The organism is Enterobacter sp. BWH52 (genome assembly GCF_001037565.1).
Taxonomy (GTDB): Bacteria; Pseudomonadota; Gammaproteobacteria; order Enterobacterales; family Enterobacteriaceae; genus Enterobacter; species Enterobacter hormaechei_C.
In genome coordinates this window covers 308033-323941 of record NZ_KQ089854.1, presented here as the reverse complement: position 1 = coordinate 323941, position 15909 = coordinate 308033, and the positions used below count along the sequence as shown (strand labels likewise).

The window sequence follows — 15909 nt, the reverse complement described above, 5'->3', positions numbered from 1 at the left end:
TTACCGTATTTTATGGTTGCGCCCTCTCCCTGTGGGAGAGGGTCGGGGTGAGGGCATCAGCCCGCACGGAGTCTTAAATCTCGACCTGCGTGCCCAGCTCAATCACGCGATTAGGCGGGATCTCAAACTGGTCAGGCGCACGCAGGGCGTTACGTTGCAGAATGAGATACAGCTTGCCGCGCAGGCGCAGATACCATGGGCGCTTGCCGATGATCAGCGACTCGTGGGACATAAAGAACGACGTCTCCATCATGCGGCAACTCAGGCCTTCCAGACCGCAGCGGTGGAACACCTCTTCCACGTTCGGCGTTTCGCGCCAGCCGTAGCTTGCCACCACGCGCCAGAAGGTTGGCGACAGCTGTTCAATCTGTACGCGACGCACGTTGTGAACGTACGGCGCATCTTCAGTACGCAGCGTCAGCAGGATCACGCGCTCGTGCAGCACTTTGTTGTGCTTGAGGTTATGCATCAGCGCAAACGGGATTACGTTCAACGCGCGAGACATATACACCGCCGTGCCCGGCACGCGCACCGGTGGGGATTTCTCCAGCGAGGCAATCATCGCCTCCAGAGAGTTACCGTGCTCATGCATACGACGCAGCAGGCGGAAACGTTCGCTCTTCCACGTCGTCATCACAATAAACATCACCAGACCCAGCGTCAGCGGCAGCCAGCCACCGGAGACAATCTTGTCGAGATTCGCAGAAAACAGCGGCACGTCGATACAGAGGAAGCCAACCAGGATCAGCCCCACGAGGAACTTATTCCAGTGCCAGTTACGGTACGCCACGGTGGTGGAGAGAATAGAGGTCAACACCATCGTTCCGGTTACCGCGATACCGTACGCCGCCGCCAGATTACTGGAGTGCTCAAAGCTGACGATGACAATCACCACCGCGAAGTAGAGCAGCCAGTTGACGAACGGAATGTAGATCTGGCCAGACTCCATCTCTGAGGTATGGATAATGCGCATTGGGGAGAGATAACCCAACCGCACGGCCTGACGCGTCAGGGAGAATACGCCGGAAATGACAGCCTGAGAGGCAATGACCGTCGCCAGCGTCGCCAGGATCAGCATCGGAACCAGCGCCCAGTCCGGCGCCAGCAGGAAGAACGGGTTTTTAATCGCTTCAGGGTGTGCAAGCAGCAGCGCGCCCTGACCGAAGTAATTCAGCACCAGTGAAGGCAAGACCACGCTAAACCATGCGACGCGAATAGGGAGTTTCCCGAAGTGGCCCATATCCGCATACAGCGCTTCAACACCGGTAATGGAAAGTACCACCGCGCCCAGCGCCACAAACGACACCACTTTATATTCCAGGAAGAAATGCACCGCCCACAATGGGTTCAGCGCGTGCAGGACATCCGGGTTGGCGATAATACTGCGTAAGCCCAGCGCCGCCAGGATCAGGAACCAGGCCAGCATAATAGGCGCGAACAGCTTACCCACCAGCCCGGTACCGTGTTTTTGTATAGCAAACAGCAACGTCAGCACGATAATAGCGAGTGGCACCACCCAAGTATCAAGCTGTGGCGCGACAATCTCCAGCCCCTCTATGGCCGACATTACCGAAATCGCCGGCGTAATCACGACTTCTCCATAGAAGAAGCTGCCGCCAATCAGGCCAATGATAACCAGCACGGAGGTCATTCTTGCAGACGTATTGCGCCCGGCAAGGGACATCAGGGTCAGAATACCGCCCTCGCCCGCGTTATCAGCCCGCATAACGAAAGAGAGATACTTAAGGGAGACCACCAGGATCAGCAGCCAGAAGATGAGCGAGAGGAAACCAAATACGGCGTCACGCTCTACACCAAAACCAAACTGACCGGACAGACATTCACGAAGCGTATAAAGCGGGCTGGTGCCGATATCACCGTAGACAACCCCGATCGCCGCAAGCGTTACTGCGGGTAATGATTGCTTATTATCAGTGCTCATAGACTAGTCTTTTCGTTTGAATAACAAATGTGTGCTTAGTCCCTTGGCCCACAAAAAGCGCACAGTATGCACGATTCAATGCAAAATCGTACCCCTAAATGCAGCCACATTAATGTAGCGCAAAGAAAATAGCGCCGCACTTCAGCCTATTACCAGGCCAGACCGAAACGTCTATACTCGCTTCAATTAGCCGCCACGACGGCGAAAGGATGCAAAACTATTATGGCTCACTCACATTTATTAGCAGAAAGAATTTCCCGCCTTAGCAGTGCGCTGGAAAAAGGCCTTTACGAGCGTAGCCACGCCATTCGTCTCTGTTTACTGGCGGCGCTGAGCGGGGAAAGCGTGTTTCTGCTGGGGCCGCCGGGCATTGCCAAAAGTCTGATCGCACGCCGCCTCAAATTCGCTTTCCAGAACGCGCGCGCATTCGAGTATTTGATGACGCGCTTCTCCACGCCGGAAGAAGTTTTCGGCCCACTCTCCATTCAGGCGCTAAAAGATGAGGGACGCTATGAACGTCTGACGGCGGGCTATCTCCCGGAAGCGGAAATCGTCTTTCTTGATGAGATCTGGAAAGCCGGCCCGGCCATTCTGAATACCCTGCTGACGGCAATTAACGAACGCCGATTCCGCAACGGCGCCAGCGAAGAGAAGATCCCCATGCGCCTGCTGGTGGCCGCGTCAAACGAATTGCCCGAAGCCGACAGCAGCCTGGAAGCGCTGTATGACCGTATGTTGATCCGCCTGTGGCTGGATAAAGTCCAGGATAAATCAAACTTCCGTTCTATGCTGGTAAGCCAGCAGGATGAAAACGAAAATCCGGTGGCAGCGTCATTGCAGGTCACGGACGAGGAATACCACCAGTGGCAGGAGGAGATCGGCAAGATAAAACTGCCCGATCCCGTTTTTGAGCTGATCTTCATGCTGCGCCAGCAGCTTGATTTACTGCCCTCCGCGCCGTACGTCTCCGATCGTCGCTGGAAAAAAGCCATTCGTCTGCTCCAGGCAAGCGCGCTGTTTAGCGGCCGCGATGCTGTCGCTCCCATCGATCTGATCCTGCTGAAAGACTGCCTGTGGCACGACGCAGAAGGGATGAATCTGATGCAGCAGCAGCTGGACGTTTTGATGACCGGACACGCGTGGGGTCAGCAATCCATGCTTAATCAACTGGGGGCGATTGCTCAACGTCGCCTTCAGCTCCAGCAGCAGCAAAGTGACAAAACCGCGCTGAAGGTGAACCGTCTTGGCGGGATGTTTGCCCGTAAACCGCACTACGAACTGCCAGCCGGGCTGACTGACGCCTCGCTCACGCTTCTTCTTCAGCAGCCGCTGAAGCTTCATGATATGCAGGTTGTGCATGTGACTATCGAACGCGTTGCGCTGGTTCAGTGGCTGGATAAGGGCGGTGAGATCCGCGGTAAACTCAACGGTATCGGCTTTGCACAGCCGTTGTCGATGGAAGTCGACAGCAGCCAGCACCTTGTGATCCGCGACGTCAGCCTTCAGGGATCGCGCCTGGCTCTGCCGGGCACGGCCTCCGACACTGTGCCGGAGGAGATCAAACAGCAGCTCGACGCGCTGGATAACGAATGGCATCAGCAGCACACCCGCTTCAGCGAGCAGCAGAAATGCCTCTTTATCCATAGCGACTGGTTAGGTCGCATTGAAGCCAGCTTGCAGGATGTCAGCGCGCAGATCAAACAGGCTCGTCAATGCTAACGCTGGACACGCTTAACGTCATGCTGGCGGTTAGCGAGGAAGGGTTGATCGAAGAGGTCGTCATTACCCTGCTCGCTTCACCGCAGCTGGCGGCCTTCTTTGAAAAATTCCCCAAGCTCCGAAAAGCAATGACGGACGATCTTCCCCGCTGGCGCGATAACCTGCGCCAGCGGTTTAAGGAGACGGAAGTCCCGCCGGAACTGACAGAGGAAGTGGCTGGTTACCAGCAGTGCCAGCGGCTTTCAACGCCGCAGTTTATTGCCCAGCTACAGCAAACCCTGACGCTGCTTGATAACGTTCACTCCCCGTTTGCCAGCCAGGCCAGAGCGCTGGTCACGGACAACCCCAGCTTCACTCCCGCCCTGCATACGCTGTTTTTACAGCGCTGGCGACTGAGCCTTGTGGTCCAGGCCACGGCCCTCAATCAGCAGTTGCTGGACGAAGAGCGCGAACAGTTGCTCAGTGAGGTCCAGGAGCGAATGACCCTGAGCGGCCAGTTAGAACAGGTGCTGGTGGAGAATGAAAACGCCGCTGGTCGACTCTGGGATATGAGTGCCGGCCAGTTAAAGCGGGGCGATTATCAGCTGATCGTGAAGTACGGCGACTTTCTGGCGCAACAGCCGGAGCTGATGAAGCTCGCAGAACAGCTCGGCCGCTCCCGGGAGGCCCGGTCGGTCCCAAAGAAAGATGCGCCGATGGAGACCTTCCGAACGCTGGTACGCGAACCCTCCACCGTACCGGAGCAGGTGGACGGGCTACAGCAAAGCGATGACATCCTGCGCCTGCTGCCAACGGAACTCAGCACGCTGGGAATGACCGAACTGGAGTATGAGTTTTATCGTCGGCTGGTGGAAAAACAGCTCATTACCTATCGACTGCATGGCGAAGCCTGGCGCGAGAAGATCAGCCAGCGTCCGGTGGTGCACCAGGATTTTGATGAGCAACCGCGCGGCCCATTCATTGTTTGCGTCGATACGTCCGGATCGATGGGGGGCTTTAATGAACAGTGCGCAAAAGCGTTCTGCCTGGCCCTGATGCGCGTGGCGCTCGCCGATCGTCGTCGCTGCTACATCGTGCTCTTTTCCAGCGAAGTGGTGGGGTATGAACTGACCAGCCCGCAGGGGCTGGAGCAGGCGATCCGCTTTTTAAGCCAGCGCTTTCGCGGCGGCACCGATCTGGCCAGCTGTTTTCGCAGTATCATTGAGCGCATGCAGGGCGGTGACTGGTACGACGCGGATGCGGTGGTGATTTCCGATTTTATTGCCCAGCGGCTGCCGGACGAGGTCGTGAATAAAGTGAAGGAGATGCAGCGCGTGCACCAGCACCGTTTCCATGCCGTGGCGATGTCTGCACATGGAAAACCCGGCATCATGCGCATCTTCGATCATATCTGGCGCTTTGATACCGGGTTGCGTAGCCGCCTGCTCAGACGCTGGCGACGTTAATTAAAGAAGAGAACCGACGCTCTCACGTACCTGCTGCGGCCAGACCCCACACTGCACCTGACCGATATGGGACAGTTGCAACAGCAGCATGGTCAGACGAGACTGGCCAATACCACCGCCGATGGTCTGCGGCATTTCACCGCGCAGCAGCGCCTGGTGCCATTCCAGTTGCAGACGATCCTCATCACCGGTCACGGCCAGCTGACGCTTCAGTGCTTCAGCATCCACGCGGATCCCCATTGAAGAGAGTTCAAACGCATCTTCCAGAACCGGGTTCCAGACCAGAATATCGCCGTTCAGACCAGCATATTCGCTTTCGCCCACTGTGCTCCAGTCATCGTAATCCGGCGCACGGACGTCGTGACGTTTACCATCAGACAATTTTCCGCCAATGCCGATCAGGAATACCGCGCCAAGCTCTTTGGCAATCGCGCGTTCACGGCCTTTGGCATCCAGATCCGGGAAACGGCTCAGCAATTCCTGACTGTGAACAAAGTGGATCGTTTCCGGCAGGAACGGTGCCAGACCAAACTCTTTGCTTACGGCCGCTTCGGTCGCTTTGATCCCGGCGTAGATCGCCTCAACGGTAGACTTCAGCGTGCCAACGTGGCGCTCGCCGTCACCCATTACGCGCTCCCAGTCCCACTGGTCAACGTAGACAGAGTGAATTGGGGAGAGACGGTCTTCATCGGGGCGAAGGGCTTTCATGTGCGTGTAAAGCCCTTCGCCCGCGCTGAAGTCGTGTTGTCCCAGGGTTTGACGCTTCCACTTCGCCAGGGAATGAACCACTTCGAACTGGGCGTCTGGCAGTGTTTTCACTTTTACCTGTACCGCTTTTTCGCAACCAGACAAGTTATCCTGCGTCCCGTCACCCACGCGGCTCAGAATCGGCGCCTGAACTTCAATAAGGCCAAGCTTCTCTTCCAGCTGGCGGGAAAAATGGGATTTAACGAAACTGATCTGGCGTTGTTTTGCGATGTAAGCGGTTTTCATTATTTATACTCCTGCGTCCTGTTGATACTGATTAAGCAACAGAACAGGCGCTTAATTCAATAACCCATCAACAAAAAGCCTCCTTCACTTTTGATTCGTTAAAATAAGACGCTAGAATAGAAGGAATCATTAATCTTCATAAGAAAAACCTATGGAAAATTATCAGATCGACAATCTGGACCGCGGCATTCTGGAAGCGCTCATGGCCAACGCACGCACCGCGTATGCCGAACTAGCTAAACAATTTGGCGTCAGCCCGGGGACCATTCACGTTCGCGTAGAGAAAATGAAGCAGGCCGGGATCATCACCGGCGCACGCATTGATGTCAGCCCGAAGCAACTCGGCTACGACGTCTGCTGCTTCATTGGCATTATTCTGAAAAGCGCCAAAGATTACCCCTCCGCGCTGGAGAAACTGAACGCGCTGGATGAAGTCACTGAGGCGTACTACACCACCGGGCACTACAGCATCTTTATAAAGGTCATGTGCCGATCCATTGACGCCCTCCAGCAGGTACTTATCAACAAGATCCAAACAATCGATGAAATTCAGTCCACTGAAACCCTGATCTCCCTGCAAAACCCGATCATGCGTACTATCCGCCCGTGATCGGGAAATTTCATTCCCACATTTTCCACAGGTAGATCCCAGCTCGTTCACAGCGTACAATGGCCGCCTCTTTATCTGAGCGAGCGATCAATGGCGGACATTACTCTTATCAGCGGCAGCACCCTGGGCGGTGCGGAATATGTAGCGGAACATCTGGCTGAGAAGCTGGAAGACGCGGGCTTTTCTACACAAACGCTGCACGGACCGCTGCTGGAAGATCTCCCGACTGACGGGGTCTGGCTGCTGATCACCTCCACGCACGGCGCGGGCGATCTGCCAGATAACCTGCAACCTTTATATGACGAACTGCTGGAACAACAGCCCGATCTGTCAAACGTTCGGTTTGGCGCTGTGGGGATCGGCAGCCGTGAATATGACACTTTCTGTGGCGCCATAGAGAAAGTAGAAGCTGCGGTGACCGCCTGCGGAGCAAAACAGCTGGGTGAAACGCTGAAGATCAACATCCTCGATCATGATATTCCCGAAGATCCAGCCGAGATCTGGCTCGCGGAATGGAAAAATTTACTCAAAAACGATTAAAGATCGTGCGAACAGATGTGGATAACTCTGGTTAAAAGCTCGTATTAAGCCGTAGTTATCCAAATAACAATGTTGGTTTAGTTTTTGACCTGTGTATAAAGTGGCGATCTGATCCCAGCTTATACGGTCCAGGATCACCGATCATTCACAGCAAACGATCCTTCCTAACCGCATGATCTTATTTATGGGATCGGACTTATCCACAAAGGTCTGCGATCCTAATAAGAGATCACAATAGAACAGATCTCTAAATAAAAAGATCTTCTTTTTAATAGCCCAGGATCCCAATGCTTTCTCGAAAGACTAAAGTTGAGTAGAATCCACGGCCCGGGCTTCAATCCATTTTCATACCGCTTTACGCGAGGCAGACCACCATGTTTTATCAGGATCCTTTTGACGTCATCATCATTGGCGGGGGTCACGCAGGCACTGAGGCCGCAATGGCCGCAGCGCGAATGGGTCAGCAGACCCTGCTTTTGACACACAATATCGACACGCTGGGACAAATGTCCTGTAATCCGGCGATTGGCGGCATTGGGAAAGGACACCTGGTAAAAGAAGTGGATGCACTTGGCGGCCTGATGGCGAAAGCGATCGATCATGCAGGCATCCAGTTTAGGATACTAAACGCGAGTAAAGGTCCGGCTGTTCGCGCCACCCGTGCACAGGCAGACCGTGTGCTTTACCGTCAGGCTGTGCGCACCGCGCTGGAAAACCAACCGAACCTGATGATCTTCCAGCAGGCGGTAGAAGATCTTATCGTGGAGAACGATCGTGTTGTTGGCGCCGTGACCCAAATGGGTCTCAAATTCCGCGCAAAAGCGGTGGTGCTGACGGTCGGGACATTCCTGGACGGTAAAATCCATATTGGTCTGGACAATTACAGCGGTGGTCGTGCTGGCGATCCGCCGTCAATTCCGTTATCTCGTCGTCTGCGTGAGCTGCCGCTGCGCGTAAGCCGCCTGAAAACCGGCACGCCGCCGCGTATTGATGCGCGCACCATTGATTTCAGCGTGCTGGCACAGCAGCACGGCGATAACCCGATGCCGGTGTTCTCGTTCATGGGCAATGCGGCGCAACATCCGCAGCAGGTGCCGTGCTACATCACGCACACCAATGAAAAAACCCATGACGTGATCCGCAATAATCTCGATCGCAGCCCAATGTATGCTGGTGTGATCGAAGGGATCGGCCCGCGTTATTGCCCGTCGATCGAAGACAAAGTGATGCGCTTTGCCGATCGTAATCAGCACCAGATCTTCCTCGAACCGGAAGGGCTGACCTCTAACGAAATTTACCCGAACGGCATCTCCACCAGCCTGCCGTTCGACGTGCAGATGCAGATTGTGCGTTCAATGCAGGGCATGGAAAACGCGAAGATCGTTCGTCCTGGCTACGCTATTGAGTACGATTTCTTCGATCCGCGTGACCTGAAGCCGACGCTGGAAAGCAAATTCATCCAGGGTCTGTTCTTCGCAGGCCAGATTAACGGCACCACCGGGTACGAAGAAGCTGCCGCGCAAGGGCTGCTGGCCGGTCTGAACGCCGCTCGCTTCTCTGCCGAGAAAGAGGGCTGGGCACCGGCGCGTTCTCAGGCTTACCTGGGCGTTCTGGTCGACGATCTCTGCACGCTGGGGACCAAAGAACCGTACCGCATGTTTACTTCTCGTGCGGAATATCGCCTGATGCTGCGCGAAGACAATGCCGATCTGCGTCTGACCGAGGTGGGCCGCGAGCTGGGTCTGGTGGATGACGAGCGCTGGGCGCGCTTCAACGAGAAGCTGGAACGCATTGAACAGGAACGTCAGCGCCTGAAAACCACCTGGGTGAATCCGCAGGCGGAAACTGCTGCTGAAGTGAATGCTCACTTAACAGCACCGCTGTCGCGCGAAGCCAGTGGGGAAGATCTGCTGCGCCGTCCTGAAGTCACCTACGAGAATCTGGTCAAACTGACGGCGTTCGCACCGGGCCTTGAAGACGCTGAAGCGGCCGAGCAGGTCGAAATTCAGGTGAAGTACGAAGGCTACATCGCGCGTCAGCAGGATGAGATCGAAAAACAGCAGCGCAACGAAAACACGCTGCTGCCGGAAATGCTGGACTACCGTCAGGTGACGGGCCTTTCCAACGAAGTGATCGCTAAGCTGAACGATCACAAACCTGTGTCGATTGGCCAGGCCTCACGTATCTCTGGCGTCACACCTGCCGCGATTTCGATTCTGCTGGTGTGGCTGAAAAAGCAGGGCATGCTGCGCCGTAGCGCGTAATGCTCTGTAAATAGCCCGGTGGCGCTGCGCTTACCGGGCCTACTGAACCCGTAGGGCGGGTTAGCGAAGCGCCACCCGCCACTTAAGTTTCTCAACAGGTATCCACCGTGCTCAATAAACTCTCTCGTCTGCTGGAACAGGCAGGTATTTCGCTCACCGATCACCAGAAAAATCAGCTGGTGGCCTATGTCGATATGCTGAACAAATGGAATAAAGCGTACAACCTCACCTCCGTACGCGATCCCAACGAGATGCTGATTCGCCATATTCTCGATAGCATCGTCGTGGCGCCGTATCTGAACGGTGAACGTTTTATCGATGTGGGCACCGGTCCGGGCTTGCCGGGCGTTCCGTTGTCTATTGTTCGACCGGAGAGTCATTTCACGCTGCTGGACAGCCTGGGCAAGCGCGTACGCTTTTTACGCCAGGTTCAGCATGAGCTGAAGCTGGAAAACATTACGCCCGTACAGAGCAGGGTAGAGGAGTTCCCGGCAGAGCCACCGTTTGACGGTGTTATCAGCCGCGCGTTTGCCTCACTCAATGACATGGTGAGCTGGTGCAAACACCTGCCAGCGGAGAAGGGGCGTTTTTATGCGCTGAAAGGGCAACTTCCGGGGGACGAAATCGAGCAGCTTCCGGACGGTTTTGTTGTCGAATCCATTGAGAAACTCCAGATCCCTCAGCTCGAAGGTGAGCGTCATCTGGTGATAATTAAGCCAAACACTTTTTAAAAAATTAATAAAAAATGTGGAATTTGTGCTGTTCTGATCGTGTTAAAAAGCAGCACATCCAGTCTGATTTGGTCGTCGTTAATTTAACCTTGTTGTTACCATGGATTTTCTTATGGTTAACCTGACGTGATTCGTTCACTCAGAGGATAGTCAACCATGAAATTATCAGTCTGCTAAAAGTGGGTAAAAGCAACAAGAATGGAATGTTAAATATTTATTAAGAATGTCAATAAAAGGTTTTTGTTGTATACGGCTCTGTTTTAAAAATAGTTGCGGTTTTTTTGCTTTAATTTCATGCAGATGAAATTAATCGTTTTACGTCTTTGATAAATACCATTTTATCGCAAATGTGTATTTTGTGATCTCGTGCACGCTTTATCACCAACGTTTCCGCGCTGTTTGCAGTTTTGCCTGAAGGTCAACGCTTGGGTCAAAAGTTGAAAAATAGGACTGGGGAAAAATATTTAAACATTTATTCACCTTTTCGCTACTTAATGTTTGAAATCACGGGTACGCACCGTATAATTTGACCGCTTTTTGATGCTTGACTCTGAGCCTTAAAGGACGTTTTATACGACACGCGGCATACCTCGAAGGGAGCAGGAGTAAAAACGTGATGTCTGTGTCGCTCTTGAGTAGAAACGTTGCTCGTAAGCTTCTGTTCATTCAGTTTCTGGCTGTGATAGCAAGTGGACTGCTGTTTAGCCTCAAAGACCCCTTCTGGGGCATCTCCGCCGCGTGCGGAGGTTTGGCGGTGGTTCTGCCAAACGTGTTGTTTATGATTTTTGCCTGGCGTCATCAGGCGCATACACCTGCCAAAGGCCGCGTGGCCTGGTCCTTCGCTCTCGGCGAAGTGTGTAAGGTGTTGCTGACCTTTGCTCTACTGGTGATGGCGCTGGCGGTTTTGAAAGTGGTATTCATGCCGCTGATAGCAACGTGGGTTTTGGTGCTGGTGGTACAAGTTCTGGCTCCAGCTGTAATCAATAACAAAGGGTAAAAGGCATCATGGCTTCAGAAAATATGACGCCGCAGGATTACATAGGTCACCATCTGAATAACCTTCAGCTGGACCTGCGTACATTCTCGCTGGTGGATCCACATAACCCCCCGGCCACCTTCTGGACGATCAACATCGACTCCATGTTCTTCTCGGTGGTTTTGGGTCTTCTGTTCCTGGCCATGTTCCGTAGCGTTGCTAAAAAGGCGACCAGCGGTGTTCCAGGGAAATTCCAGACGTTCATCGAGATGATCATCGGCTTCGTCCATGGCAGCGTGAAAGACATGTACCATGGTAAGAGCAAACTGATTGCTCCGCTGGCCCTGACCGTGTTCGTTTGGGTCTTCCTGATGAACCTGATGGACCTCCTGCCTATCGATTTCTTACCTTGGATCGGTGAGCACGTACTCGGCCTGCCTGCACTGCGCGTGGTTCCGTCTGCCGACGTGAACATCACCCTGTCGATGGCGCTGGGCGTATTTATCCTCATTCTGTTCTACAGCATCAAAATGAAAGGCGTAAGCGGCTTTGTGAAAGAGCTTACCTTGCAGCCGTTCAACCACTGGGCGTTTATTCCGGTCAACCTGATCCTGGAAGGCGTTAGCCTGCTGTCCAAACCTGTTTCACTGGGTCTGCGACTGTTCGGCAACATGTATGCGGGTGAGCTGATTTTCATTCTGATCGCGGGTCTTCTGCCGTGGTGGTCACAGTGGATTCTGAATGTGCCATGGGCCATTTTCCACATCCTGATCATTACGCTGCAAGCCTTTATCTTCATGGTTCTGACGATCGTCTATCTGTCGATGGCGTCTGAAGAGCACTGATTTTTTACCAACACTACTACGTTTTAATTGAAACAAACTGGAGACTGTCATGGAAAACCTGAATATGGATCTGCTGTACATGGCTGCCGCTGTGATGATGGGTCTGGCGGCTATCGGTGCTGCGATCGGTATCGGCATCCTCGGGGGCAAATTCCTGGAAGGCGCAGCGCGTCAACCTGATCTGATTCCTCTGCTGCGTACTCAGTTCTTTATCGTTATGGGTCTGGTGGATGCAATCCCAATGATCGCTGTAGGTCTGGGTCTGTACGTGATGTTTGCTGTCGCGTAGTAGTTGTTTTAAAACCCCAAGCCACAGAAATTTAAGAGGTATTGTGCTGTGAACATGAACGCAACAATCCTCGGCCAGGCCATCGCGTTTATTCTCTTTGTCTGGTTCTGCATGAAGTATGTATGGCCGCCTTTAATGGCTGCCATCGAAAAACGTCAGAAAGAAATTGCTGACGGTCTGGCTTCCGCAGAACGCGCTAAGAAAGATTTGGACCTTGCACAGGCCAACGCGACAGACCAGCTGAAAAAAGCGAAAGCTGAAGCTCAGGTAATCATTGAACAGGCTAACAAACGCCGTTCTCAGATCCTGGACGAAGCCAAAGCTGAAGCAGAACAGGAACGTACTAAGATCGTGACACAGGCTCAGGCTGAAATTGAAGCTGAGCGTAAACGTGCTCGTGAAGAACTGCGTAAGCAGGTTGCGATTCTGGCTGTTGCTGGCGCCGAGAAGATCATCGAACGTTCCGTGGATGAAGCTGCTAACAGCGACATCGTGGACAAACTTGTCGCTGAACTGTAAGGAGGGAGGGGCTGATGTCTGAATTTGTTACGGTAGCTCGCCCCTACGCCAAAGCAGCTTTTGACTTTGCTGTCGAACACCAAAATGTCGATCGCTGGCAGAATATGCTGGCGTTTGCCGCTGAGGTGACGAAAAACGAACAAATGGCCGAGTTGCTTTCTGGTGCGTTAGCGCCTGAAACCCTCGCCGCGTCGTTTATCGCCGTGTGCGGAGAGCAACTGGATGCCAACGGCCAGAACCTGATTAAGGTGATGGCGGAAAATGGTCGTCTCCGTGTGCTCCCGGATGTTCTCGAGCAGTTTGAGCACTTACGTGCCCTTAGTGAAGCTACCGCTGAAGTTGAAGTAACTTCCGCGACTGAACTGAGTGACGAACAGCTTGCGAAAATCACCGCCGCGATGGAAAAACGTCTGTCACGCAAAGTTAAGCTGAATTGCAAAATCGATAAGTCTGTAATGGCAGGCGTAATCATCCGCTCGGGTGATATGGTCATTGATGGCAGCGTACGCGGCCGTCTTGAGCGCCTTGCAGACGTCTTGCAGTCTTAAGGGGACTGGAGCATGCAACTGAATTCCACCGAAATCAGCGAACTGATCAAGCAGCGCATTGCTCAGTTCAATGTTGTGAGTGAAGCTCACAACGAAGGTACTATTGTTTCTGTAAGTGACGGTGTTATCCGCATCCACGGCCTGGCCGATTGTATGCAGGGTGAGATGATTTCCCTGCCGGGTAACCGTTACGCTATCGCACTGAACCTGGAGCGCGACTCCGTAGGTGCCGTTGTGATGGGTCCATACGCTGACCTCGCCGAAGGCATGAAGGTTAAGTGTACTGGCCGTATTCTGGAAGTGCCGGTTGGCCGTGGCCTGCTGGGTCGCGTTGTTAACACCCTGGGTGCGCCAATCGACGGTAAAGGTCCGGTTGAGCACGATGGCTTCTCACCAATCGAAGTTATCGCACCAGGCGTTATTGACCGTCAGTCTGTTGATCAGCCAGTACAGACGGGTTATAAGTCTGTTGATGCCATGATCCCAATCGGTCGTGGTCAGCGTGAACTGATCATCGGTGACCGTCAGACCGGTAAAACCGCGATGGCAATCGACGCCATCATCAACCAGCGTGATTCCGGCATCAAATGTGTGTACGTGGCTATCGGCCAGAAAGCGTCCACCATTTCCAACGTGGTTCGTAAACTGGAAGAGCACGGCGCACTGTCTAACACCATCGTTGTGGTAGCAACCGCGTCTGAATCTGCTGCACTGCAATACCTGGCACCATACGCCGGTTGCGCAATGGGCGAATACTTCCGTGACCGCGGTGAAGATGCGCTGATCGTATACGATGACCTGTCTAAACAGGCTGTTGCTTATCGTCAGGTTTCCCTGCTGCTCCGTCGTCCACCAGGACGTGAAGCATTCCCGGGCGACGTATTCTACCTCCACTCTCGTCTGCTGGAGCGTGCTTCCCGCGTTAACGCGGAATACGTCGAGAACTTCACCAAAGGTGAAGTGAAGGGTAAAACAGGTTCTCTGACCGCCCTGCCGATCATTGAAACCCAAGCGGGTGACGTTTCTGCGTTCGTTCCGACCAACGTAATCTCCATTACCGATGGTCAGATCTTCCTGGAAACCAACCTGTTTAACTCCGGTATTCGTCCGGCGGTTAACCCGGGTATCTCCGTATCCCGTGTGGGTGGTGCTGCTCAGACCAAGATCATCAAGAAACTGTCCGGTGGTATCCGTACCGCGCTGGCACAGTATCGTGAACTGGCTGCGTTCTCTCAGTTCGCATCCGATCTGGACGAAGCAACCCGTAAACAGCTGAGCCACGGTCAGAAAGTGACCGAGCTGCTGAAGCAGAAACAGTACGCGCCAATGTCTGTTGCTCAGCAGGGCCTGGTACTGTTCGCGGCTGAACGCGGTTACCTCGAAGATGTGGAACTGGCGAAAATCGGTAGCTTCGAAGCCGCTCTGCTGGCTTACGTCGACCGTGATCACGCTCCGCTGATGCAAGAGATCAACCAGACCGGTGGCTATAACGACGAAATCGAAGGCAAGCTGAAAGCTATCCTCGATTCCTTCAAAGCAACCCAATCCTGGTAATCGTCCGGCGGCTTGTCTCAGGACAAGCCGTCTGGCATTGAGGAGAAGCTCATGGCCGGCGCAAAAGAGATACGTAGTAAGATCGCAAGCGTCCAGAACACGCAAAAGATCACTAAAGCGATGGAGATGGTCGCCGCTTCCAAAATGCGTAAATCGCAGGATCGCATGGCGGCCAGCCGTCCTTATGCAGAGACCATGCGCAAAGTGATTGGTCACCTTGCAAACGGTAATCTGGAATATAAGCACCCTTACCTGGAAGAACGCGACGTTAAGCGCGTGGGCTACCTGGTGGTGTCGACTGACCGTGGTCTGTGTGGCGGCTTGAACATTAACCTGTTCAAAAAACTGCTGGCGGATATGAAAGGCTGGTCCGATAAAGGCGTTCAGTGCGATCTGGCACTGATTGGCTCTAAAGGCGTCTCTTTCTTTAACTCCGTTGGTGGCAACATTGTCGCTCAGGTGACCGGTATGGGTGATAACCCGTCCCTGTCCGAACTGATCGGCCCGGTTAAAGTGATGTTGCAGGCCTACGATGAAGGCCGTCTGGACAGACTGTACGTTGTCAGCAACAAATTTATTAACACCATGTCTCAGGTGCCTACGCTCACTCAGATGCTGCCGTTACCGGCATCAGAAGATGACGAGCTGAAACAGAAAGCCTGGGATTACCTGTATGAACCCGATCCGAAACCGCTGCTGGATACCCTGCTGCGTCGTTACGTTGAATCTCAGGTTTATCAGGGCGTTGTAGAAAACCTGGCCAGCGAGCAGGCCGCACGAATGGTGGCGATGAAAGCCGCGACCGATAATGGCGGCAGCCTGATTAAAGAGCTGCAGTTGGTTTACAACAAAGCTCGTCAGGCCAGCATTACTCAGGAACTCACCGAGATCGTCTCGGGGGCCGCCGCGGTTTAACCAGGTTTACGAATTACGT

Annotated in this window: 15 protein-coding genes; 13 read left to right on the top strand and 2 right to left on the bottom strand. The window is 53.7% G+C overall.

Annotated features, from left to right (window positions below; genetic code table 11):
- Positions 1-73 precede the first annotated feature (73 nt).
- Positions 74-1942: a low affinity potassium transporter Kup gene (gene kup, locus SK47_RS01560; protein WP_003862390.1), complete on the bottom strand. Its 1869-nt coding sequence runs from the start codon at positions 1940-1942 to the stop codon at positions 74-76.
- Between the two features lie 222 nt (positions 1943-2164).
- Between kup and ravA the strand changes: the two genes are divergently transcribed.
- The gene (gene ravA, locus SK47_RS01555; protein ID WP_003862389.1) at positions 2165-3661 is read left to right on the top strand and encodes an ATPase RavA; all 1497 of its coding nucleotides are present in this window, start codon (positions 2165-2167) and stop codon (positions 3659-3661) included.
- Positions 3655-5106, top strand: a complete 1452-nt coding sequence (viaA, locus tag SK47_RS01550; protein ID WP_048243380.1) for an ATPase RavA stimulator ViaA — start codon at positions 3655-3657, stop codon at positions 5104-5106. Before ravA ends, viaA begins: the two co-directional genes overlap by 7 nt.
- Here viaA and asnA read toward each other — a convergent pair whose 3' ends face one another.
- The gene (gene asnA / locus SK47_RS01545) at positions 5107-6099 is read right to left on the bottom strand and encodes an aspartate--ammonia ligase (protein ID WP_003862385.1); all 993 of its coding nucleotides are present in this window, start codon (positions 6097-6099) and stop codon (positions 5107-5109) included. It lies immediately after the preceding gene.
- A 151-nt stretch (positions 6100-6250) separates the two neighbouring features.
- Between asnA and asnC the strand changes: the two genes are divergently transcribed.
- The 11 genes from asnC (at position 6251) to atpG (ending at position 15890) form a co-directional block, all read left to right on the top strand.
- Entirely contained in the window at positions 6251-6709 is a 459-nt protein-coding gene (gene asnC, locus SK47_RS01540) for a transcriptional regulator AsnC (protein ID WP_003862383.1), read from the top strand.
- A gap of 90 nt (positions 6710-6799) precedes the next feature.
- The gene (gene mioC / locus SK47_RS01535) at positions 6800-7249 is read left to right on the top strand and encodes an FMN-binding protein MioC (RefSeq protein WP_003862381.1); all 450 of its coding nucleotides are present in this window, start codon (positions 6800-6802) and stop codon (positions 7247-7249) included.
- A gap of 374 nt (positions 7250-7623) precedes the next feature.
- Positions 7624-9513: a tRNA uridine-5-carboxymethylaminomethyl(34) synthesis enzyme MnmG gene (gene mnmG / locus SK47_RS01530; RefSeq protein WP_003862379.1), complete on the top strand. Its 1890-nt coding sequence runs from the start codon at positions 7624-7626 to the stop codon at positions 9511-9513.
- 107 nt (positions 9514-9620) lie between these two features.
- The gene (rsmG, locus tag SK47_RS01525) at positions 9621-10244 is read left to right on the top strand and encodes a 16S rRNA (guanine(527)-N(7))-methyltransferase RsmG (RefSeq protein WP_003862377.1); all 624 of its coding nucleotides are present in this window, start codon (positions 9621-9623) and stop codon (positions 10242-10244) included.
- A gap of 616 nt (positions 10245-10860) precedes the next feature.
- Positions 10861-11241: a F0F1 ATP synthase subunit I gene (atpI, locus tag SK47_RS01520; protein WP_003862375.1), complete on the top strand. Its 381-nt coding sequence runs from the start codon at positions 10861-10863 to the stop codon at positions 11239-11241.
- Positions 11242-11249: 8 nt separating this feature from the next.
- On the top strand, positions 11250-12065 hold the full coding sequence (gene atpB / locus SK47_RS01515) for a F0F1 ATP synthase subunit A (protein ID WP_003862373.1): 816 nt from the start codon (positions 11250-11252) through the stop codon (positions 12063-12065).
- A gap of 49 nt (positions 12066-12114) precedes the next feature.
- Positions 12115-12354: a F0F1 ATP synthase subunit C gene (gene atpE, locus SK47_RS01510; RefSeq protein WP_000429386.1), complete on the top strand. Its 240-nt coding sequence runs from the start codon at positions 12115-12117 to the stop codon at positions 12352-12354.
- Between the two features lie 48 nt (positions 12355-12402).
- On the top strand, positions 12403-12873 hold the full coding sequence (atpF, locus tag SK47_RS01505; protein ID WP_003862370.1) for a F0F1 ATP synthase subunit B: 471 nt from the start codon (positions 12403-12405) through the stop codon (positions 12871-12873).
- 14 nt (positions 12874-12887) lie between these two features.
- Entirely contained in the window at positions 12888-13421 is a 534-nt protein-coding gene (atpH, locus tag SK47_RS01500; protein WP_003862369.1) for a F0F1 ATP synthase subunit delta, read from the top strand.
- Between the two features lie 12 nt (positions 13422-13433).
- Positions 13434-14975 (top strand): F0F1 ATP synthase subunit alpha, encoded by a 1542-nt coding sequence (gene atpA / locus SK47_RS01495; RefSeq protein ID WP_003862367.1) that lies wholly within the window; start codon positions 13434-13436, stop codon positions 14973-14975.
- A 51-nt stretch (positions 14976-15026) separates the two neighbouring features.
- Positions 15027-15890 carry a F0F1 ATP synthase subunit gamma gene (gene atpG, locus SK47_RS01490; protein ID WP_003862364.1) on the top strand — a complete coding sequence of 288 codons (864 nt, stop codon included), beginning with the start codon at positions 15027-15029 and terminating at the stop codon, positions 15888-15890.
- The last annotated feature ends 19 nt before the right edge of the window (positions 15891-15909 follow it).

What these genes read in the sequence shown, in the direction of transcription:
- kup (WP_003862390.1), bottom strand. Translation starts at nt 1,942, where the DNA reads ATGAGCACTGATAATAAGCAATCATTACCCGCAGTAACGCTTGCGGCG.
- ravA (WP_003862389.1), top strand. Translation starts at nt 2,165, where the DNA reads ATGGCTCACTCACATTTATTAGCAGAAAGAATTTCCCGCCTTAGCAGT.
- viaA (WP_048243380.1), top strand. Translation starts at nt 3,655, where the DNA reads ATGCTAACGCTGGACACGCTTAACGTCATGCTGGCGGTTAGCGAGGAA.
- asnA (WP_003862385.1), bottom strand. Translation starts at nt 6,099, where the DNA reads ATGAAAACCGCTTACATCGCAAAACAACGCCAGATCAGTTTCGTTAAA.
- asnC (WP_003862383.1), top strand. Translation starts at nt 6,251, where the DNA reads ATGGAAAATTATCAGATCGACAATCTGGACCGCGGCATTCTGGAAGCG.
- mioC (WP_003862381.1), top strand. Translation starts at nt 6,800, where the DNA reads ATGGCGGACATTACTCTTATCAGCGGCAGCACCCTGGGCGGTGCGGAA.
- mnmG (WP_003862379.1), top strand. Translation starts at nt 7,624, where the DNA reads ATGTTTTATCAGGATCCTTTTGACGTCATCATCATTGGCGGGGGTCAC.
- atpI (WP_003862375.1), top strand. Translation starts at nt 10,861, where the DNA reads ATGTCTGTGTCGCTCTTGAGTAGAAACGTTGCTCGTAAGCTTCTGTTC.
- atpB (WP_003862373.1), top strand. Translation starts at nt 11,250, where the DNA reads ATGGCTTCAGAAAATATGACGCCGCAGGATTACATAGGTCACCATCTG.
- atpE (WP_000429386.1), top strand. Translation starts at nt 12,115, where the DNA reads ATGGAAAACCTGAATATGGATCTGCTGTACATGGCTGCCGCTGTGATG.
- atpH (WP_003862369.1), top strand. Translation starts at nt 12,888, where the DNA reads ATGTCTGAATTTGTTACGGTAGCTCGCCCCTACGCCAAAGCAGCTTTT.
- atpA (WP_003862367.1), top strand. Translation starts at nt 13,434, where the DNA reads ATGCAACTGAATTCCACCGAAATCAGCGAACTGATCAAGCAGCGCATT.
- atpG (WP_003862364.1), top strand. Translation starts at nt 15,027, where the DNA reads ATGGCCGGCGCAAAAGAGATACGTAGTAAGATCGCAAGCGTCCAGAAC.